The organism is Escherichia sp. GZ89, assembly GCF_019366485.1.
In the GTDB taxonomy this organism is placed as follows: Bacteria; Pseudomonadota; Gammaproteobacteria; order Enterobacterales; family Enterobacteriaceae; genus Escherichia; species Escherichia fergusonii.
Window position 1 is genome coordinate 78045 of the sequence record NZ_JAEOHX010000014.1, and the last position, 20001, is coordinate 98045.

Annotated in this window: 18 protein-coding genes; 15 read left to right on the plus strand and 3 right to left on the minus strand. The window is 51.3% G+C overall.

From position 1 onward, the window contains the following. The first annotated feature begins 168 nt into the window (after positions 1–168). The 8 genes from rmuC (at position 169) to tatD (ending at position 7178) form a co-directional block, all read left to right on the plus strand. Positions 169–1596, plus strand: coding sequence for a DNA recombination protein RmuC (rmuC, locus tag K0335_RS18860; RefSeq protein ID WP_046076521.1), 1428 nt, complete (start codon positions 169–171; stop codon positions 1594–1596). A 94-nt stretch (positions 1597–1690) separates the two neighbouring features. Beyond that, on the plus strand, positions 1691–2446 hold the full coding sequence (gene ubiE / locus K0335_RS18865) for a bifunctional demethylmenaquinone methyltransferase/2-methoxy-6-polyprenyl-1,4-benzoquinol methylase UbiE (RefSeq protein ID WP_000227963.1): 756 nt from the start codon (positions 1691–1693) through the stop codon (positions 2444–2446). Between the two features lie 13 nt (positions 2447–2459). Then, positions 2460–3065 (plus strand): ubiquinone biosynthesis protein UbiJ, encoded by a 606-nt coding sequence (gene ubiJ / locus K0335_RS18870; protein ID WP_002431887.1) that lies wholly within the window; start codon positions 2460–2462, stop codon positions 3063–3065. After that, on the plus strand, positions 3062–4702 hold the full coding sequence (gene ubiB, locus K0335_RS18875) for a ubiquinone biosynthesis regulatory protein kinase UbiB (RefSeq protein ID WP_104920364.1): 1641 nt from the start codon (positions 3062–3064) through the stop codon (positions 4700–4702). Before ubiJ ends, ubiB begins: the two co-directional genes overlap by 4 nt. 78 nt (positions 4703–4780) lie before the next feature. Then, a complete protein-coding gene (gene tatA / locus K0335_RS18880) occupies positions 4781–5050 on the plus strand; it encodes a Sec-independent protein translocase subunit TatA (RefSeq protein WP_000508966.1) in 270 nt (89 codons plus the stop codon). Between the two features lie 3 nt (positions 5051–5053). Continuing rightward, positions 5054–5578: a Sec-independent protein translocase protein TatB gene (gene tatB, locus K0335_RS18885; RefSeq protein WP_000459608.1), complete on the plus strand. Its 525-nt coding sequence runs from the start codon at positions 5054–5056 to the stop codon at positions 5576–5578. A gap of 2 nt (positions 5579–5580) precedes the next feature. Further along, positions 5581–6354, plus strand: coding sequence for a Sec-independent protein translocase subunit TatC (tatC, locus tag K0335_RS18890; RefSeq protein ID WP_000109935.1), 774 nt, complete (start codon positions 5581–5583; stop codon positions 6352–6354). Between the two features lie 41 nt (positions 6355–6395). Further along, positions 6396–7178, plus strand: a complete 783-nt coding sequence (tatD, locus tag K0335_RS18895; RefSeq protein ID WP_104920363.1) for a 3'-5' ssDNA/RNA exonuclease TatD — start codon at positions 6396–6398, stop codon at positions 7176–7178. On the opposite strand, the gene rfaH is transcribed toward tatD, so the two are convergent. Beyond that, positions 7175–7663 carry a transcription/translation regulatory transformer protein RfaH gene (gene rfaH, locus K0335_RS18900; protein WP_104920362.1) on the minus strand — a complete coding sequence of 163 codons (489 nt, stop codon included), beginning with the start codon at positions 7661–7663 and terminating at the stop codon, positions 7175–7177. The two genes, tatD and rfaH, sit on opposite strands and share 4 nt — an antisense overlap. 166 nt (positions 7664–7829) lie before the next feature. Here rfaH and ubiD point away from each other — a divergent pair, with 166 nt between their 5' ends. The 3 genes from ubiD to K0335_RS18915 all read left to right on the plus strand — a co-directional run bounded on the left by ubiD (position 7830) and on the right by K0335_RS18915 (position 12175). Then, the gene (ubiD, locus tag K0335_RS18905; RefSeq protein WP_000339803.1) at positions 7830–9323 is read left to right on the plus strand and encodes a 4-hydroxy-3-polyprenylbenzoate decarboxylase; all 1494 of its coding nucleotides are present in this window, start codon (positions 7830–7832) and stop codon (positions 9321–9323) included. 45 nt (positions 9324–9368) lie between these two features. Then, positions 9369–10070 carry an NAD(P)H-flavin reductase gene (fre, locus tag K0335_RS18910; RefSeq protein ID WP_002431889.1) on the plus strand — a complete coding sequence of 234 codons (702 nt, stop codon included), beginning with the start codon at positions 9369–9371 and terminating at the stop codon, positions 10068–10070. Between the two features lie 281 nt (positions 10071–10351). Then, positions 10352–12175: an aryl-sulfate sulfotransferase gene (locus K0335_RS18915; protein ID WP_104920361.1), complete on the plus strand. Its 1824-nt coding sequence runs from the start codon at positions 10352–10354 to the stop codon at positions 12173–12175. 185 nt (positions 12176–12360) lie between these two features. Here K0335_RS18915 and fadA read toward each other — a convergent pair whose 3' ends face one another. Together fadA and fadB are read right to left on the minus strand one after the other, a co-directional pair. Beyond that, positions 12361–13524: an acetyl-CoA C-acyltransferase FadA gene (gene fadA, locus K0335_RS18920; RefSeq protein ID WP_104920360.1), complete on the minus strand. Its 1164-nt coding sequence runs from the start codon at positions 13522–13524 to the stop codon at positions 12361–12363. A 9-nt stretch (positions 13525–13533) separates the two neighbouring features. Then, positions 13534–15723: a fatty acid oxidation complex subunit alpha FadB gene (fadB, locus tag K0335_RS18925; protein WP_104920359.1), complete on the minus strand. Its 2190-nt coding sequence runs from the start codon at positions 15721–15723 to the stop codon at positions 13534–13536. 189 nt (positions 15724–15912) lie between these two features. Here fadB and pepQ point away from each other — a divergent pair, with 189 nt between their 5' ends. The 4 genes from pepQ to hemG are packed head-to-tail and all read left to right on the plus strand — an operon-like array spanning position 15913 to position 19905. Further along, positions 15913–17244 carry a Xaa-Pro dipeptidase gene (pepQ, locus tag K0335_RS18930; protein ID WP_000444538.1) on the plus strand — a complete coding sequence of 444 codons (1332 nt, stop codon included), beginning with the start codon at positions 15913–15915 and terminating at the stop codon, positions 17242–17244. Next, the gene (locus K0335_RS18935) at positions 17244–17858 is read left to right on the plus strand and encodes an IMPACT family protein (RefSeq protein ID WP_001353706.1); all 615 of its coding nucleotides are present in this window, start codon (positions 17244–17246) and stop codon (positions 17856–17858) included. The genes pepQ and K0335_RS18935 overlap by 1 nt, the downstream gene beginning before the upstream one ends. A gap of 38 nt (positions 17859–17896) precedes the next feature. Then, the gene (gene trkH, locus K0335_RS18940) at positions 17897–19348 is read left to right on the plus strand and encodes a Trk system potassium transporter TrkH (RefSeq protein ID WP_000545677.1); all 1452 of its coding nucleotides are present in this window, start codon (positions 17897–17899) and stop codon (positions 19346–19348) included. 11 nt (positions 19349–19359) lie between these two features. Beyond that, complete coding sequence (gene hemG, locus K0335_RS18945) at positions 19360–19905, plus strand: menaquinone-dependent protoporphyrinogen IX dehydrogenase (RefSeq protein ID WP_046082718.1); 546 nt, start codon at positions 19360–19362, stop codon at positions 19903–19905. Positions 19906–20001 lie beyond the last annotated feature (96 nt).

Below are 20001 nucleotides of genomic sequence, written 5' to 3' on the forward strand. Positions count from 1 at the left end.
GGAAAAGGTGATATATCCCACAATATAAACTTCATCTCATATTGTGGGATAAAATAATGAAAATTAACGATCGTTTTGCGTAGCGCCTCGCAGGAAACTTCTTTCAAACTGGACGTTTGTACAGCACAATTCTATGTTGTGCGGGTAAGTAATGAGGCTGGAGGCGTTGTGGATATCTCAATCATGGTTTACGCAGTTATTGCGTTGGTGAGCGTGGCGATTGGCTGGCTGATTGCCAGTTATCAGCATGCGCAGCAAAAAGCCGAGCAATTCGCTGAACGTGAAGAGATGGTCGCGGAGTTAAGTGCGGCAAAACAACAAATTACCCAAAGCGAACATTGGCGTGCTGAGTGCGAGTTACTCAATAATGAAGTGCGCAGTCTGCAAAGCATTAACACCTCGCTGGAGGCGGATCTGCGTGAAGTCACCACGCGGATGGAAGCTGCGCAGCAACATGCTGACGATAAAATTCGCCAAATGATCAACAGCGAACAGCGCCTCAGTGAGCAGTTTGAAAACCTCGCCAACCGTATTTTCGAGCACAGCAATCGCCGGGTTGATGAGCAAAACCGTCAGAGTCTGAACAGCCTGTTGTCGCCGCTACGTGAACAACTGGACGGTTTTCGCCGTCAGGTTCAGGAGAGCTTTGGTAAAGAAGCACAAGAACGCCATACGCTGGCGCATGAAATCCGCAATCTCCAGCAGCTTAATGCGCAAATGGCCCAGGAAGCCATTAACCTCACTCGCGCCCTGAAAGGCGACAATAAAACCCAGGGCAACTGGGGCGAAGTGGTGCTAACCCGCGTACTGGAGGCGTCTGGTCTGCGTGAAGGGTATGAATATCAGACTCAGGTGAGCATCGAAACCGACACGCGTTCGCGAATGCAACCAGATGTCATTGTGCGGTTGCCGCAGGGCAAAGATGTGGTGATCGACGCCAAAATGACGCTGGTTGCCTATGAACGTTATTTCAACGCTGAAGATGACTACACACGTGAAAGCGCGCTACAGGAGCATATCGCGTCGGTGCGTAACCATATCCGCTTACTGGGGCGCAAAGATTATCAACAACTGCCGGGGCTGCGAACCCTGGATTACGTGCTGATGTTTATCCCTGTTGAACCCGCTTTTTTACTGGCGCTTGACCGCCAGCCGGAGCTGATCACCGAAGCGTTGAAAAACAATATCATGCTGGTTAGCCCGACCACGCTGCTGGTGGCGCTGCGCACTATCGCCAACCTCTGGCGCTATGAGCATCAAAGCCGCAACGCTCAGAAAATAGCCGATCGCGCCAGCAAGTTGTACGACAAAATGCGCTTGTTTGTCGATGATATGTCCGCGATTGGTCAAAGTCTCGACAAAGCGCAGGATAACTATCGCCAGGCAATGAAAAAACTCTCTTCAGGTCGCGGAAATGTGCTGGCGCAGGCAGAAGCGTTTCGCGGTTTAGGGGTAGAAATTAAACGCGAGATTAATCCTGAATTGACTGATCAGGCGGTAAACCAGGATGAGGAGTACCGTTTACGATCAGTTCCGGAGCAGCCGAATGATGAAGCTTATCAACGCGATGAAGAATATAATCAACAGTCGCACTAGCTCTTTGGGGGTAGTGAGGCCGGGCGGAAATGTAGGGCAATGACGCCCAATCTGTTACACTTCTGGAACAATTTTTTGATGAGCAGGCACTGAGATGGTGGATAAGTCACAAGAAACGACGCACTTTGGTTTTCAGACCGTCGCGAAGGAACAAAAAGCGGATATGGTCGCCCATGTTTTCCATTCCGTGGCATCGAAATACGATGTCATGAATGATTTGATGTCTTTTGGCATACATCGTTTGTGGAAACGCTTCACGATTGATTGCAGTGGCGTACGCCGTGGACAAACTGTCCTCGACCTGGCAGGCGGTACGGGCGATCTGACAGCTAAATTCTCCCGCATGGTGGGCGAAACCGGTAAAGTCGTCCTTGCCGATATCAACGAATCGATGCTCAAAATGGGCCGCGAAAAGCTGCGCAATATCGGTGTAATTGGGAATGTGGAATATGTGCAGGCAAACGCCGAAGCGCTGCCATTCCCGGATAACACCTTTGATTGCATTACTATTTCTTTTGGGCTGCGTAACGTTACCGAAAAAGAGAAAGCGCTGCGTTCCATGTATCGAGTGCTGAAACCAGGCGGTCGCCTGTTGGTGCTTGAATTCTCCAAACCGATTATTGAACCGTTAAGCAAAGCCTACGACGCATATTCATTCCATATCCTGCCGCGTATCGGTTCGCTGGTCGCCAATGACGCCGATAGCTACCGTTATCTGGCGGAATCCATCCGTATGCATCCTGATCAGGATACTCTGAAAGCAATGATGGAAGACGCAGGCTTTGAAAGCGTTGACTATTACAACCTGACGGCAGGTGTTGTGGCGCTGCATCGTGGTTATAAGTTCTGACAGGAGACCGGAAATGCCTTTTAAACCTTTAGTGACGGCAGGAATTGAAAGTCTGCTCAACACCTTCCTGTATCGCTCACCCGCGCTGAAAACGGCCCGCTCGCGTCTGCTGGGCAAAGTGCTGCGCGTGGAGGTAAAAGGCTTTTCGACATCATTGATTCTGGTGTTCAGCGAACGCCAGGTTGATGTGCTGGGCGAATGGGCGGGCGATGCTGACTGTACCGTTATCGCCTACGCCAGCGTGTTGCCGAAACTTCGCGATCGCCAGCAGCTTGCCGCGTTAATTCGCAGCGGTGAGCTGGAAGTACAGGGCGATATTCAGGTGGTGCAGAACTTCGTTGCACTGGCAGATCTGGCCGAGTTTGACCCAGCAGAATTGCTGGCGCCTTATACTGGTGATATCGCCGCTGAAGGTATCAGCAAAGCCTTGCGCGGAGGCGCGAAGTTCTTGCATCACGGCATTAAACGCCAGCAACGTTACGTGGCGGAAGCCATTACCGAAGAGTGGCGTATGGCGCCAGGTCCACTTGAAGTAGCCTGGTTTGCGGAAGAAACGGCAGCCGTTGAACGTGCCGTGGATTCCCTGACCAAACGGCTGGAAAAACTGGAGGCTAAATGACGCCAGGTGAAGTACGGCGCCTATATTTCATCATTCGCACTTTTTTAAGCTACGGACTTGATGAACTGATCCCCAAAATGCGTATCACCCTGCCGTTACGGCTATGGCGATACTCATTATTCTGGATGCCGAATCGGCATAAAGACAAACCATTAGGTGAGCGACTACGACTGGCTCTACAAGAACTGGGGCCGGTGTGGATTAAGTTCGGGCAGATGTTATCTACCCGCCGCGACCTGTTCCCGCCACATATTGCCGATCAACTGGCGTTATTGCAGGACAAAGTTGCGCCATTTGATGGCAGACTGGCGAAGCAACAGATTGAAGCAGCAATGGGCGGCCTGCCGGTGGAAGCCTGGTTTGATGATTTTGATATTAAGCCGCTGGCTTCGGCTTCTATTGCCCAGGTTCATACTGCACGGCTGAAATCGAATGGCAAAGAGGTGGTAATTAAAGTCATCCGCCCGGATATTTTGCCGGTCATTAAAGCAGACCTGAAACTTATCTACCGTCTGGCTCGTTGGGTACCGCGTTTGCTGCCGGATGGTCGTCGTCTACGCCCAACCGAAGTGGTGCGCGAGTACGAAAAAACGTTGATCGACGAACTGAATTTGCTGCGGGAATCTGCCAACGCCATTCAGCTTCGGCGCAATTTTGAAGACAGCCCGATGCTCTACATCCCGGAAGTTTACCCTGACTATTGCAGTGAAGGGATGATGGTGATGGAGCGTATTTACGGCATTCCGGTTTCTGATGTCGCGGCGCTGGAGAAAAACGGCACCAACATGAAATTGCTGGCGGAACGCGGCGTGCAGGTGTTCTTCACTCAGGTCTTTCGCGACAGCTTTTTCCATGCCGATATGCATCCTGGCAACATCTTCGTAAGCTATGAACACCCGGAAAACCCAAAATATATCGGCATTGATTGCGGGATTGTCGGCTCGCTAAACAAAGAAGATAAACGCTATCTGGCAGAAAACTTTATCGCCTTCTTTAATCGCGACTATCGCAAAGTGGCTGAGCTACACGTCGATTCTGGCTGGGTGCCGCCAGATACCAATGTTGAAGAGTTCGAATTTGCCATTCGTACGGTCTGTGAACCTATCTTTGAGAAACCGCTGGCCGAAATTTCGTTTGGACATGTGCTGTTAAATCTGTTTAATACGGCGCGTCGCTTCAATATGGAAGTGCAGCCGCAATTGGTGTTACTCCAGAAAACCTTGCTCTATATCGAAGGGGTAGGCCGCCAGCTTTATCCGCAGCTCGATTTATGGAAAACGGCGAAGCCCTTCCTGGAGTCGTGGATTAAAGATCAGGTCGGTATTCCTGCGCTGGTGAGAGCATTAAAGGAAAAAGCACCGTTCTGGGTCGAAAAAATGCCAGAACTGCCTGAACTGGTTTACGACAGTTTGCGCCAGGGCAAGTATTTGCAGCACAGTGTTGATAAGATTGCGCGCGAGTTACAGTCCAATCATGTGCGTCAGGGGCAATCTCGCTATTTATTAGGGATTGGCGCGACTTTAGTATTAAGTGGCACATTTTTGCTGGTTAGCCGACCTGAATGGGGCATGATGCCCGGCTGGTTAATGGCAGCTGGTCTGGTCGCATGGTTTGTCGGTTGGCGCAAAACACGCTGATTTTTTCATCGCTCAAGGCGGGCCGTGTAACGTATAATGCGGCTTTATTAATTCATCATCTACCACAGAGGAACATGTATGGGTGGTATCAGTATTTGGCAGTTGTTGATTATTGCCGTCATCGTTGTACTGCTTTTTGGCACCAAAAAGCTCGGCTCCATCGGTTCCGATCTTGGTGCATCGATCAAAGGCTTTAAAAAAGCTATGAGCGATGATGAGCCAAAGCAGGACAAAACCAGTCAGGACGCTGATTTTACTGCAAAATCTATTACTGATAAGCAGGCTGATGTCAAACAGGAACAGGCTAAAACAGAAGACGCGAAGCGCCACGATAAAGAGCAGGTGTAATCCGTGTTTGATATCGGTTTTAGCGAACTGCTATTGGTATTCATCATCGGCCTCGTGGTACTGGGGCCGCAACGTTTGCCTGTGGCAGTAAAAACGGTAGCGGGCTGGGTTCGCGCGTTGCGTTCACTGGCAACGACGGTGCAGAACGAACTGACCCAGGAGTTAAAACTCCAGGAGTTTCAGGACAGCCTGAAAAAGGTTGAAAAAGCGAGTCTGACCAACCTGACGCCAGAACTGAAAGCGTCTATGGATGAACTGCGTCAGGCTGCGGAATCGATGAAACGTTCTTATAGCGTTAACGATCCTGAAAAGGCGAGCGATGAAGCGCATACCATCCATAATCCGGTGGTGAAAGGCAATGAAACTGCCCACGAGGGCGTCACGCCAGCTGCTGCAGAGCATCAGGCCAGTTCACCGGAACAAAAGCCTGAGACAAAGCCTGCACCAGAGGTAAAATCTGCTGCGGATGCGCCGGACGCTGAACTGAAAACCGCTGCGCCTTCCCCTTCGTCGAGTGATAAACCGTAAACATGTCTGTAGAAGATACTCAACCGCTTATCACGCATCTGATTGAGCTGCGTAAGCGTCTGCTGAACTGCATTATCGCGGTAATCGTGATATTCCTGTGTCTGGTCTATTTCGCCAATGACATCTATCACCTGGTGTCTGCGCCACTGATCAAGCAGTTACCGCAAGGTTCAACGATGATCGCCACCGACGTGGCATCACCGTTCTTTACGCCGATCAAGCTGACCTTTATGGTGTCGCTGATCTTGTCTGCGCCAGTGATTCTCTATCAGGTATGGGCGTTTATCGCTCCTGCGCTGTATAAGCATGAACGACGCCTGGTGGTGCCGCTGCTGATTTCAAGCTCTCTGCTGTTTTATATCGGTATGGCATTTGCCTATTTCGTTGTCTTTCCGCTGGCATTTGGCTTCCTCGCCAATACCGCGCCAGAAGGGGTTCAGGTATCTACCGATATCGCCAGCTATCTGAGTTTCGTCATGGCGTTGTTTATGGCGTTTGGTGTTTCCTTTGAAGTGCCTGTGGCGATTGTGCTGCTGTGCTGGATGGGAATCACCACACCAGAAGACTTGCGTAGAAAACGTCCGTATGTGCTGGTTGGCGCATTCGTCGTCGGGATGCTGCTGACACCGCCAGATGTTTTCTCGCAAACGCTGTTGGCGATCCCGATGTACTGCTTGTTTGAAATCGGTGTCTTCTTCTCACGCTTTTATGTTGGTAAGGGTCGAAACCGGGAAGAAGAAAACGACGCTGAAGCAGAAAGCGAAAAAACTGAATAAATTCAACCGCCCGTCAGGGCGGTTGTCATATGGAGAGCAGGATGTTTGATATTGGCGTTAATTTGACCAGCTCGCAATTTGCGAAAGATCGTGATGATATCGTAACGCGCGCTTTTGCTGCGGGCGTTAATGGGCTGCTCATCACCGGCACTAACCTGCGCGAAAGCCAGCAGGCGCAAAAGTTGGCGCGTCATTACCCGCACTGTTGGACAACGGCGGGTGTGCATCCTCACGACAGCAGCCAGTGGCAAGCTGAGACCGAAGAAGCAATTATTGAGCTGGCCGCGCAGCCAGAAGTGGTGGCGATTGGTGAGTGTGGCCTCGACTTTAACCGTAACTTTTCTACACCGGAAGAGCAGGAACGTGCCTTTGTCGCCCAGTTGCGCATTGCCGCTGAATTAAACATGCCGGTATTTATGCATTGTCGTGATGCCCACGAGCGATTTATCACCCTGCTGGAACCGTGGCTGGAGAAACTACCTGGTGCGGTGCTGCACTGTTTTACCGGAACGCGCGAAGAGATGCAGGCGTGCGTGGCGCGTGGGATTTATATTGGTATTACCGGTTGGGTCTGTGATGAGCGACGTGGGCTGGAATTGCGCGAGCTGTTACCGTTGATTCCGGCGGAGAAATTGCTGATCGAAACCGATGCGCCCTATTTGCTCCCACGTGATCTCACGCCGAAGCCAACATCCCGGCGCAATGAACCTGCGTATTTGCCCCATATTCTGCAACGAATTGCGCAATGGCGTGGAGAAGATGCCGCGTGTCTGGCCGCTACAACAGATACAAACGTCAAAACACTGTTTGGGATTTCGTTCTAGATTTTGCGGAATTCGGTATTCTTCACACTATGTTTAACCTCTTTATTGATAAGGTTAAGCAATAGCATTGAACGAGCTTCACCATCAGGCTCGGAGAAAATGGCCTGAAAACCTTCGAAAGCGCCTTCGGTGATGATCACCTGATCGCCTGGGTACGGCGTTCCCGGATCAACGATACCTTCGGGTTTGTAGATAGAAAGCTGATGGATTACCGCTGATGGGACTATCGCAGGTGAGGCACCAAAGCGCACAAAGTGGCTGACGCCACGTGTAGCATTGATAGTCGTGGTATGAATCACTTCTGGATCAAATTCCACAAACAGGTAGTTAGGGAATAACGGTTCACTGACTGCGGTACGTTTACCCCGTACGATTTTTTCCAGGGTGATCATCGGAGCCAGGCAATTAACCGCCTGTCTCTCAAGGTGTTCCTGGGCACGTTGAAGTTGCCCGCGCTTGCAGTACAGTAAATACCAGGATTGCATAATGACTCTTATCCGTTTAATCGGGGCGCAAGGATAGCAAAAGCTTTGCGCTAAGTTAATTATATTCCCCGGTTTGCGTTATACCGTCAGAGTTCACGCTAATTTAACAAATTTACAGCATCGCAAAGATGAACGCCGTATAATGGGCGCAGATTAAGAGGCTACAATGGACGCCATGAAATATAACGATTTACGCGACTTCCTGACGCTGCTTGAACAGCAGGGTGAGCTAAAACGTATCACGCTCCCGGTGGATCCGCATCTGGAAATCACTGAAATTGCTGACCGCACTTTGCGTGCCGGTGGGCCTGCGTTGTTGTTCGAAAACCCTAAAGGCTACTCAATGCCGGTGCTGTGCAACCTGTTCGGTACGCCAAAGCGCGTGGCGATGGGCATGGGGCAGGAAGATGTTTCGGCGCTGCGTGAAGTGGGTAAATTATTGGCGTTTCTGAAAGAGCCGGAGCCGCCAAAAGGTTTCCGCGACCTGTTTGATAAACTGCCGCAGTTTAAGCAAGTATTGAACATGCCGACAAAGCGACTGCGTGGTGCGCCCTGCCAACAAAAAATCGTCTCTGGCGATGACGTCGATCTCAATCGCATTCCCATTATGACCTGCTGGCCGGAAGATGCCGCGCCGCTGATTACCTGGGGGCTGACCGTAACGCGCGGCCCACATAAAGAGCGGCAGAATTTGGGCATTTATCGCCAGCAGCTGATTGGTAAAAACAAACTGATTATGCGTTGGCTGTCGCATCGCGGTGGCGCGCTGGATTATCAGGAGTGGTGCGCGGCGCATCCGGGCGAACGTTTCCCGGTTTCTGTGGCGCTGGGTGCTGATCCCGCCACGATTCTCGGTGCAGTCACCCCCGTTCCGGATACGCTTTCAGAGTATGCGTTTGCCGGATTGCTGCGCGGCACCAAGACCGAAGTGGTGAAGTGTATCTCCAATGACCTTGAAGTGCCTGCCAGTGCGGAGATTGTGCTGGAAGGGTATATCGAACAAGGCGAAACTGCGCCGGAAGGGCCGTATGGCGACCACACTGGTTACTATAACGAAGTCGATAGTTTCCCGGTATTTACCGTAACGCATATTACCCAGCGTGAAGATGCGATTTACCATTCCACCTATACCGGGCGTCCGCCAGATGAACCCGCGGTACTGGGCGTGGCGTTGAACGAAGTGTTCGTGCCGATTCTGCAAAAACAGTTCCCGGAAATTGTCGATTTTTACCTGCCGCCGGAAGGCTGTTCTTATCGTCTGGCGGTAGTGACAATCAAAAAACAGTACGCCGGACACGCGAAGCGCGTCATGATGGGCGTCTGGTCGTTCTTACGCCAGTTTATGTACACTAAATTTGTGATCGTTTGTGATGATGACGTCAACGCACGCGACTGGAACGATGTGATTTGGGCGATTACCACCCGTATGGACCCGGCGCGGGATACGGTGTTGGTCGAAAACACGCCCATTGATTATCTGGATTTTGCCTCGCCTGTTTCCGGGCTGGGTTCAAAAATGGGGCTGGATGCCACGAATAAATGGCCGGGGGAAACTCAGCGTGAGTGGGGGCGTCCCATCAAAAAAGATCCGGATGTTGTCGCGCATATTGACGCCATCTGGGATGAACTGGCCATCTTCAACAACGGTAAAAACGCCTGATGCGCGTTTGTTTTGCCCTATTTATCGATCCGACAGAGAAAGCGCATGACAACCTTAAGCTGTAAAGTGACCTCGGTAGAAGCTATCACTGATACCGTATACCGCGTTCGTTTAGTGCCAGATGCGGCCTTTTCTTTTCGTGCTGGCCAATATTTGATGGTTGTGATGGATGAGCGCGATAAGCGCCCATTCTCAATGGCCTCAACACCAAATGAACAAGGGTTTATTGAGTTGCATATTGGCGCTTCGGAACTCAATCTCTATGCCATGGCAGTGATGGATCGAATTCTAAAAGATCGTCAAATTGAGGTAGATATTCCCCACGGTGAGGCATGGTTGCGTGACGATGAAGAGCGTCCGTTGATTCTGATCGCCGGTGGTACTGGATTCTCCTACGCCCGTTCTATTTTACTGACTGCACTAGCGCGTAATCCCAATCGTGATGTCACTATCTACTGGGGCGGTCGGGAAGAAAAACACCTTTATGATCTCTCTGAACTGGAAGCGTTATCGCTTCAGTATCCAGGTCTGCGCGTCGAACCTGTTGTTGAGCAACCGGAGCCTGGCTGGCGTGGTCGTACCGGAACGGTGTTAACTGCAGTGTTGCAGGATCATGGTACGCTGGCGGAACATGATATCTATATCGCCGGGCGTTTCGAGATGGCGAAAATTGCTCGTGACCTGTTCTGTAATGAGCGCAATGCACGAGAAGATCGCCTGTTTGGTGATGCTTTTGCGTTTATTTAAATGATATATCAGGGGCATATTGCCCCTGATATATGTCCTGTGTCTGCAATCCTAATTATTTAAAATGTAGAGTGGCTTAATTTTCTATTAATTATTTCTTAATCGCAATGTCTACCATCCTGTGTTATACCAGACGGGATGAAATCTCTCCGGTTGTATTCATCCAATCAATAATATTAGTTTTAAAATATTCATTTTACGGATTCTTGTAATAAAGCGCTGATGCTATGACAGAAAAATAAAATGGAATAAGTATTTTAATTAAACTGATGGAGAGTGTTATGAAATTTAAATATGCGTTAACTTCTCTCGCTTTATCTGTAGCAGCAATTACCTCTATACCTGATACCGCTTTTGCAATTGGTGGTGCCAGTGGCGCCAAAATTGATTATCAACGCCAGGGGCAACTTGGCGAAGTCGTTATGAACCCCTACGATATTGCGCCACTGACAGCTGTGATTCGTAATGGTGGGTATCAGCTGCGTGATGTATCAGTGCGTATCGTGCCAAAAGAGAATGGTCAGGAAATTGCCTATAAGGTGAATAATAAATACCTTTTAACCTATGGCGGTATCCCGGTTTTCGGTCTTTACCCTGACTATCTAAATACTGTTGAAGTGGCATACACCCGAATATATGGCAGCAAGATCGAAAATATCAAAGAAAGTTATAAGATGTACGCCCCGCCTGCCTATAACGAATCAGCAGGAACCAAAGAAGAAACCTCCGCATTCTTTACTGTCGATGTTAAGAAAACCTCCCCAGAATTCCAGGACCGTCTGTATTTACTCAACAATCTGAAAGATAAATCAGGTAATGGAACGCGTACTGTCTGGAATAACCCGGTGGGTGGCGCACTGGAATGGAACTTCTATCCTGTCAACGCAATTATTGACTCGAAGGGCGATATTCGTTGGTTTATGAACGCAAGCCCTATTTATGATCTAAAGTCTATTTATAACGCTGGCGTAATGATGGGCTTTAAACAAAACCATGATGGCGCACTTACCTGGGGCTACGGTCAACGTTACGTGAAGTACGATATTATGGGACGCGAGATATTTAATCGTCGCTTACCTGATAACTACAATGATTTCTCCCACTCCATGGATAATGCCGCAAATGGGCACTATTTCCTGCGTGTTGCCAGTTCAAACCACAAGCGGCTTGATGGCAAAAATGTGCGTACCGTGCGCGATGTTATTGCCGAAGTAGATGAGAACGGCGTAGTGGTCGATGAATGGCGTTTGTTCGATATTCTTGATCCTTATCGCGATGTGGTTATGAAAACCCTGGATCAGGGAGCTGTTTGCCTGAACATTGATGCCAGCCAGGCGGGTCATACGCTTAATGAAGAAGATCTCGCGGCACTGGATTCCTCAGATAAATTCGGCGATATCGTAGGTAGCGGCCCTGGCCGCAACTGGGCGCATGTAAACAGCGTCGATTACGATAGTGAAGATGACTCCATTATTATTAGTTCCCGTCACCAAAGTGCGATCATAAAAATCGGTCGTGACAAGAAAGTGAAATGGATACTGGGCACACCAGCAGGCTGGAAAGCACCGTTTGATGCTACCGTGTTAACGCCGGTTGATGGTAAAGGGCAAAAAATCGCTTGTGAGAATAACACCTGCGAAGGCGACTTTGACTGGACATGGACGCAACACACAGCGTTCAAAATCGACAGTAAGAGTAAAGGCGACATTCTCTATCTCTCCGCTTTCGATAACGGCGACGGGCGTGGTCTGGAACAACCTGCGATGCAGAGCATGAAATACAGTCGCTCGGTGATCTATAAAATCGACCAAAAAAATAAAACGGTGCAGCAAATCTGGGAATACGGCAAAGAACGTGGCAATGAGTGGTTTAGTCCGGTTACGTCAATTACCGAATTCCAGAACGATAAAAACTCCGTTTTTGTCTACTCGGCAACAGCCGGTGGGGAATTTGATTTGACAGTTGGGGCATTCACCAGCTTGCCGAACCCATATTTGCAAGAGTTCAAATGGGGTGAAAAAGAACCCGCCGTTGAAATGCAACTGCATGGTACTCGTGGTTATCAGGCAATGCCTTTCAGTTTAACTAAAGCATTCACTGAATAAAGAAGATAAAAAACCCGCCCCTGACAGGCGGGAAGAACGGCAACTAAATTTTCTTTCATCGACATTGGCAACAATGGCTTTGAAATAAACTGTTCGAACTTCTTAGCCAGGGGCGCTTCGCTTGCCCGTCCTGCATATAGCCAGGTCGGGCAAGGCGTTCACGCCGTTTCAGGAGTCTGTTGCTTTTAAACCCGCTCAAATACCGTTGCAATACCCTGACCCAGACCGATACACATCGTCGCCAGACCAAACTGGACGTCTTTGCGTTCCATCAGATTCAGCAGCGTGGTACTGATACGCGCACCGGAACAACCCAGAGGATGGCCCAGCGCGATCGCACCACCGTTGAGGTTGATCTTCTCGTCAATCTGCTCCAGTAGCCCGAGATCTTTAATGCACGGCAGGATCTGCGCGGCGAAGGCTTCATTCATTTCAAACACGCCGATATCGCTGGTAGAAAGCCCCGCTTTTTTCAGCGCCAGCTTCGAGGCTGGAACCGGGCCGTAACCCATAATCGACGGGTCACAACCAACGACCGCCATCGAACGTACGCGGGCGCGTGGCTTAAGACCTAATTCACGGGCGCGGCTTTCACTCATCACCAGCATGGCTGCAGCGCCATCGGAGAGCGCGGAAGACGTACCCGCCGTTACCGTGCCGCTGACTGGATCGAACGCCGGACGCAGTGTGGCGAGGGCTTCCACGGTGGTTTCCGGCCGAATCACTTCGTCGTAATTAAACTGCTTCAGGACGCCGTCGGCATCGTGACCACCGGTCGGGATGATTTCATTTTTAAATGCGCCCGACTGCGTGGCGGCCCAGGCGCGGGCGTGTGATCGCGCGGCAAAGGCATCCTGCATTTCACGGCTGATACCGTGCATACGCGCCAGCATTTCTGCCGTTAAGCCCATCATGCCCGCCGCTTTGGCGACATTGCGGCTCAGGCCGGGGTGAAAATCGACGCCGTGACTCATCGGCACATGGCCCATATGCTCCACGCCACCGACCAGACATGCCTGTGCATCGCCAGTCATAATCATCCGTGCTGCGTCATGCAGTGCCTGCATGGATGAACCGCACAAGCGATTGACGGTGACCGCCGGGACAGAATGCGGCACTTCTGCCAACAGCGCCGCGTTACGGGCGATGTTAAAACCTTGCTCCAGCGTCTGCTGCACACAGCCCCAGTAAATATCGTCGAGGGCAGCCGCTTCCAGCGCTGGGTTACGCGCCAGCAGGCTACGCATTAAATGAGCGGAGAGATCTTCCGCACGCACGTTACGAAAAGCACCGCCCTTCGAACGGCCCATCGGGGTGCGAATTGCATCGACAATGACAACCTGTTCCATTGTGACTCCTTAAGCCGTTTTCAGGTCGCCAACCGGACGGGCTGGCTCAACCGGGGGATAGTACGGTTCGTTATGACGCGCTTTATTACGCAGACCTTCCGGCACTTCATACAGCGGGCCGAGGTGCTGATATTGCTGTGCCATATCAAGGTATTTTGCGCTACCGAGGGTGTCCAGCCAGCGGAACGCGCCGCCGTGGAACGGAGGGAAGCCCAGGCCGTAGACCAGCGCCATATCCGCTTCTGCCGGAGTGGCGATAATGCCTTCCTCCAGACAACGCACCACTTCGTTGACCATCGGGATCATCATGCGGGCGATAATCTCTTCTTCGCTGAAATCGCGCTTCGGCTGGCTGACTTCTGCCAGCAGGTCGTCGACGGCGGCATCTTCTTCTTTCTTCGGCTTACCTTTGCTGTCTTCTTTATAACGCCAGAAACCAAGGCCGTTCTTCTGACCAAAACGGTTGGCATCAAACAGTGCGTCGATGGCATCGCGATAATCTTTCTGCATCCGCTGCGGGAAACTTGCTGCCATCACTGCCTGGGCGTGATGCGCGGTATCAATGCCCACGACATCCAGCAAGTATGCCGGACCCATCGGCCAGCCGAACTGTTTTTCCATCACTTTGTCGATCTTGCGAAAATCCGCGCCGTCGCGCAGCAGCTGGCTGAAACCGGCGAAATAGGGGAACAGCACGCGGTTAACAAAGAAGCCGGGGCAGTCATTAACCACAATTGGCGTTTTACCCATCTTGCTCGCCCATGCGACGACTTTTGCGATGGTTTCGTCGGAGCTTTTCTCGCCGCGAATAATTTCTACCAACGGCATTCGGTGGACCGGGTTAAAGAAATGCATCCCGCAGAAGTTTTCCGGGCGTTCCAGTGCGTTGGCCAGTTCGCTGATAGGAATGGTTGAAGTATTGGAAGCCAGCACGGTATCCGGGCGTACTTTCTGCTCAGTTTCTGCCAGCACGGCTTTTTTCACTTTCGGGTTTTCGACAACCGCTTCTACCACAACGTCCACGCGATCAAACCCGGCGTAGTCGAGCGTTGGATGAATCGTGGAGATCACGCCAGCCAGTTTCAGACCATCGATCTTGCCGCGCTCAAGCTGCTTGTTCAGCAGTTTTGCGGCTTCAGTCATACCGAGGGTTAACGACTTGTCATTGATATCTTTCATGACAACCGGCACGCCTTTCCACGCAGACTGGTAAGCGATGCCACCCCCCATAATGCCTGCACCCAGCACAGCGGCCTGTTTTGGGGTTTCAACGTCTTTGGTGAGTTTCTTCGCTTTACCTTTTACATATTGATCGTTAAGGAAAATGCCGACCAGTGCGCGGGCTTCGTTGGTGTGCGCCAGCGGGACAAAACTTTTGTTTTCCAGGTTTAGGGCTTCTTCTCGACCAAAACGGGCAGCCGCTTCAATGGTTTTTACTGCGGTGATGGGGGCCGGATAATGTTTCCCCGCCGTTTGCGCGACCATCCCTTTAGCGATGGTGAAGCTCATGGTGGCTTCAATCTTGCTCAGTTTTAGCGGTTCCAGCTTCGGCTGACGTTTCGCTTTCCAGTCGAGGTCGCCGTTAATAGCCTGACGTAAAATCGCCTTCGCGCCTTCAACCAGTTTTTCTGCTTTGACTACGCCATCCACCAGACCGATTTTTAGCGCCTGATCCGCGCCGACATCTTTACCGGCAGCAATGATTTCCAGCGCACTGTCAGCGCCCAGCATACGTGGCATACGTACAGAACCGCCAAAGCCCGGCATGATGCCCAGTTTGGTTTCCGGCAGACCGATGCGCAGATCTGGCGTCGCCAGACGATAATCGGTCGCCAGCACACATTCGCAGCCACCGCCCAGCGCATAGCCGTTGACGGCAGCAATGGTCGGCACCGGCAGATCTTCCAGGCGATTAAACACGCTATTGGCAAAATGCAGCCACTGGCTTAACTGTTCTTCAGGAACGAGGAACAGGGACAAGAATTCGGTGATATCAGCACCGACGATAAAGGCTGCTTTGTTCGAACGCAGCAGCAGCCCTTTTAAATCTGATTGCTGTTCCAGCACGCCGATGGCCTCGCCGAGGCTGGCGACGGTCGCAGTGTCGAGTTTATTAACTGAACCTGGGGCATCAAATACCAGTTCGGCAATGCCATCTTCCAGCCAGTCAAGGTACAGGGTGTCGCCTTTGTAAAGCATGTCAGTCTCCTGAATCCGCAAGGTGATCTGGTCGTACCAGATGCATCGAAGTGTGTATTTTGTGTTAAAAATATGCAAATAAAAGATTAAAGAAATGCCGATCTGATCACGCTCGGCAGAAATCACGCTCTGGATGAACGATGTGCTAAGATGCGGAGACTTAAGGTCAAAAAAACAGAAGGGTAAAAAATGGAATCACTGGCCTCACTCTATAAAAATCATATAGCTACCTTGCAGGAACGGGCTCGCGATGCGCTGGCGCGCTTCAAGCTGGATGCGTTACTTATTCACTCCGGCGAACTGTTCAACGTTTTTCTCGACGATCATCCCTATCCGTTTAAAGTGAACCCGCAATTTAAAGCGTGGGTGCCGGTAACCCAGGTGCCAAACTGCTGGTTGCTGGTGGATGGCGTGAATAAGCCGAAACTGTGGTTTTATCTGCCGGTTGATTACTGGCACAACGTCGAACCTTTGCCGACCTCTTTCTGGACTGAGGATGTGGAAGTGATCGCGCTGCCGAAAGCCGATGGCATTGGTAGCCTGCTGCCTGCTGCGCGCGGCAATATCGGTTATATCGGTCCGGTGCCGGAACGTGCGCTGCAACTGGGTATTGAGGCCAGCAACATCAACCCGAAAGGGGTGATCGACTACCTGCATTACTATCGCTCCTTCAAAACCGAGTACGAACTGGCCTGTATGCGTGAAGCGCAGAAAATGGCGGTCAACGGTCATCGCGCGGCAGAAGAAGCGTTCCGTTCTGGCATGAGCGAGTTCGATATCAACATCGCCTATCTGACCGCGACCGGTCATCGTGATACCGACGTACCTTACAGCAACATTGTGGCGCTCAACGAACACGCTGCGGTGTTGCATTACACCAAACTGGATCATCAGGCACCGGAAGAGATGCGCAGCTTCCTGCTGGATGCCGGGGCCGAATATAACGGCTATGCGGCTGACCTGACTCGTACCTGGTCGGCAAAAAGCGACAACGACTATGCACAGCTGGTGAAAGACGTAAATGATGAACAACTGGCGCTGATCGCCACCATGAAAGCAGGCGTCAGCTATGTGGATTACCACATCCAGTTCCATCAGCGCATCGCCAAACTGCTGCGTAAGCATCAAATTATCACTGATATGAGTGAAGAGGCGATGGTCGAAAATGATCTTACCGGACCGTTTATGCCGCATGGTATCGGCCATCCGCTGGGCCTGCAGGTGCATGACGTCGCTGGTTTTATGCAGGATGATAGCGGTACGCACCTCGCGGCACCGGCAAAATATCCGTACCTGCGCTGCACTCGTATTCTCCAGCCGGGCATGGTGTTAACCATCGAACCGGGTATCTACTTCATCGAATCGCTGCTGGCGCCGTGGCGTGAAGGGCAGTTCAGCAAACACTTCAACTGGCAGAAAATTGAAGCACTGAAACCGTTTGGTGGCATTCGTATCGAAGACAACGTGGTGATCCACGAAAACAACGTGGAAAACATGACCCGGGATCTGAAACTGGCGTGATGGAAAGCTGGTTAATTCCTGCGGCACCGGTCACGGTTGTTGAAGAGATCAAAAAAAGCCGCTTCATTACGCTGTTGGCGCATACCGATGGCGTCGAGGCGGCGAAAGCGTTTGTTGAATCGGTGCGGGCAGAACACCCTGATGCCCGCCACCATTGCGTGGCGTGGGTAGCTGGCGCACCGGATGATTCTCAACAGCTGGGTTTCTCTGATGACGGGGAACCGGCGGGAACGGCAGGTAAACCGATGCTCGCCCAACTTATGGGCAGCGGCGTCGGGGAAATTACCGCCGTGGTGGTGCGCTACTACGGCGGCATATTGCTGGGCACCGGTGGGTTAGTGAAAGCGTATGGCGGCGGCGTGAATCAGGCACTGCGCCAGCTAACGACCCAACGCAAGACGCCATTAACCGAATATACTTTGCAATGTGAATATAGTCAGTTAACCGGCATTGAAGCGTTGCTGGGGCAGTGTGGCGGCAAAATTATCAACAGTGATTATCAGGCATTCGTTCTGCTGCGGGTGGCGCTTCCGGCAGCGAAAGTGGCTGAATTTTCCGCAAAACTGGCGGATTTTAGCCGTGGTTCATTGCAATTGTTAGCGATTGAAGAATAATCCCCACTTCGTTTTGCAGAACTAAGGAAGCGGCAGAGATGCATTTTCGCGCCATTACCCGAATCGTTGGACTACTGGTCATCTTATTTTCAGGGACCATGATTATCCCTGGACTGGTAGCACTCATCTACCGGGATGGTGCGGGCCGCGCCTTTACCCAGACCTTTTTTGTCGCCCTTGCCATTGGTTCTATGCTGTGGTGGCCGAACCGTAAAGAAAAGGGCGAACTGAAATCCCGTGAAGGGTTTCTGATAGTGGTGCTGTTCTGGACCGTGTTGGGTAGCGTCGGTGCGCTCCCTTTTATCTTTTCGGAAAGCCCAAACCTCACGATTACCGATGCGTTTTTTGAATCTTTCTCTGGCCTGACCACCACGGGAGCCACTACGCTGGTGGGGCTGGATTCGCTCCCTCACGCCATCCTCTTTTATCGCCAGATGCTGCAATGGTTTGGCGGGATGGGGATCATCGTGTTGGCGGTTGCGATACTGCCTATCCTCGGCGTGGGTGGGATGCAGCTCTATCGCGCAGAAATGCCCGGCCCGCTGAAAGATAACAAAATGCGCCCGCGAATTGCGGAAACGGCGAAAACCCTGTGGTTGATTTATGTCTTGCTGACCGTCGCCTGTGCGCTGGCGTTGTGGTTTGCCGGAATGGATGCCTTTGATGCCATCGGCCATAGCTTTGCGACTATCGCTATTGGCGGCTTCTCGACACATGATGCCAGTATCGGTTATTTCGACAGCCCGACTATTAACACCATCATTGCTATCTTCCTGCTGATCTCCGGCTGTAACTACGGTCTGCACTTTTCACTGTTAAGTGGGCGTAGTCTGAAGGTTTATTGGCGCGATCCGGAATTTCGCATGTTTATCGGCGTACAGTTTACGCTGGTGGTTATTTGTACCCTCGTGCTGTGGTTTCATAATGTCTACAGTTCGGCGCTGATGACAATTAACCAGGCGTTTTTCCAGGTGGTGTCGATGGCGACGACCGCCGGATTTACGACAGATAGCATTGCCCGCTGGCCGCTCTTTTTGCCGGTACTGCTTTTATGTTCAGCATTTATTGGCGGTTGCGCCGGGTCTACGGGCGGTGGCCTGAAAGTGATCCGCATTCTGCTGCTGTTTAAGCAGGGGAACCGTGAGCTGAAACGACTGGTGCATCCGAACGCCGTTTACAGCATTAAGCTAGGGAATCGCGCACTGCCGGAACGTATCCTCGAAGCTGTTTGGGGATTTTTCTCTGCCTATGCATTGGTGTTTATTGTCAGTATGCTGGCGATTATCGCCACGGGTGTGGATGACTTTTCTGCCTTTGCCTCGGTTGTTGCGACATTGAATAACCTGGGGCCAGGGCTTGGCGTGGTTGCTGATAACTTTACCAGTATGAACCCGGTGGCTAAATGGATCCTGATTGCCAATATGCTGTTTGGTCGTCTCGAGGTCTTTACATTGCTGGTGCTCTTTACCCCGACTTTCTGGCGTGAATGATGGAGTAATACGTGAAAACATTAATTCTTTTCTCAACAAGGGACGGACAAACGCGCGAGATTGCCGCCTACCTGGCTTCGGAACTGAAAGAACTGGGGATCCAGGCAGATGTCGCTAATGTGCATCGCATTGAAGAACCCCAGTGGGAAAACTACGATCGCGTGGTCATTGGCGCTTCTATTCGCTACGGTCACTACCATTCTGCGTTCCAGGAATTTGTCAAAAAGCATGCGACGCGGCTGAACTCGATGCCGAGCGCCTTTTACTCCGTAAACCTGGTGGCGCGTAAACCGGAGAAGCGTACTCCACAGACCAACAGCTACGCGCGGAAGTTTCTGATGAGTTCACAATGGCGTCCCGATCGCTGTGCCGTCATTGCCGGGGCGCTGCGTTATCCACGTTACCGCTGGTACGACCGCTTTATGATCAAGCTGATTATGAAGATGTCAGGCGGTGAAACGGATACGCGCAAAGAAGTTGTCTATACCGATTGGGAGCAGGTGGCGAATTTCGCCCGAGAAATCGCCCATTTAACCGACAAACCGACGCTGAAATAAGCATAAAGAATAAAAAATGCGCGGTCAGAAAATTATTTTAAATTTCCTCTTGTCAGGCCGGAATAACTCCCTATAATGCGCCACCACTGACACGGA

What these genes read in the sequence shown, in the direction of transcription:
- ubiB (WP_104920364.1), top strand. Translation starts at nt 3,062, where the DNA reads ATGACGCCAGGTGAAGTACGGCGCCTATATTTCATCATTCGCACTTTT.
- tatA (WP_000508966.1), top strand. Translation starts at nt 4,781, where the DNA reads ATGGGTGGTATCAGTATTTGGCAGTTGTTGATTATTGCCGTCATCGTT.
- ubiD (WP_000339803.1), top strand. Translation starts at nt 7,830, where the DNA reads ATGGACGCCATGAAATATAACGATTTACGCGACTTCCTGACGCTGCTT.
- fadB (WP_104920359.1), bottom strand. Translation starts at nt 15,723, where the DNA reads ATGCTTTACAAAGGCGACACCCTGTACCTTGACTGGCTGGAAGATGGC.
- K0335_RS18915 (WP_104920361.1), top strand. Translation starts at nt 10,352, where the DNA reads ATGAAATTTAAATATGCGTTAACTTCTCTCGCTTTATCTGTAGCAGCA.
- tatD (WP_104920363.1), top strand. Translation starts at nt 6,396, where the DNA reads ATGTTTGATATTGGCGTTAATTTGACCAGCTCGCAATTTGCGAAAGAT.
- fadA (WP_104920360.1), bottom strand. Translation starts at nt 13,524, where the DNA reads ATGGAACAGGTTGTCATTGTCGATGCAATTCGCACCCCGATGGGCCGT.
- ubiJ (WP_002431887.1), top strand. Translation starts at nt 2,460, where the DNA reads ATGCCTTTTAAACCTTTAGTGACGGCAGGAATTGAAAGTCTGCTCAAC.
- ubiE (WP_000227963.1), top strand. Translation starts at nt 1,691, where the DNA reads ATGGTGGATAAGTCACAAGAAACGACGCACTTTGGTTTTCAGACCGTC.
- K0335_RS18935 (WP_001353706.1), top strand. Translation starts at nt 17,244, where the DNA reads ATGGAAAGCTGGTTAATTCCTGCGGCACCGGTCACGGTTGTTGAAGAG.
- trkH (WP_000545677.1), top strand. Translation starts at nt 17,897, where the DNA reads ATGCATTTTCGCGCCATTACCCGAATCGTTGGACTACTGGTCATCTTA.
- fre (WP_002431889.1), top strand. Translation starts at nt 9,369, where the DNA reads ATGACAACCTTAAGCTGTAAAGTGACCTCGGTAGAAGCTATCACTGAT.
- tatC (WP_000109935.1), top strand. Translation starts at nt 5,581, where the DNA reads ATGTCTGTAGAAGATACTCAACCGCTTATCACGCATCTGATTGAGCTG.
- pepQ (WP_000444538.1), top strand. Translation starts at nt 15,913, where the DNA reads ATGGAATCACTGGCCTCACTCTATAAAAATCATATAGCTACCTTGCAG.
- rfaH (WP_104920362.1), bottom strand. Translation starts at nt 7,663, where the DNA reads ATGCAATCCTGGTATTTACTGTACTGCAAGCGCGGGCAACTTCAACGT.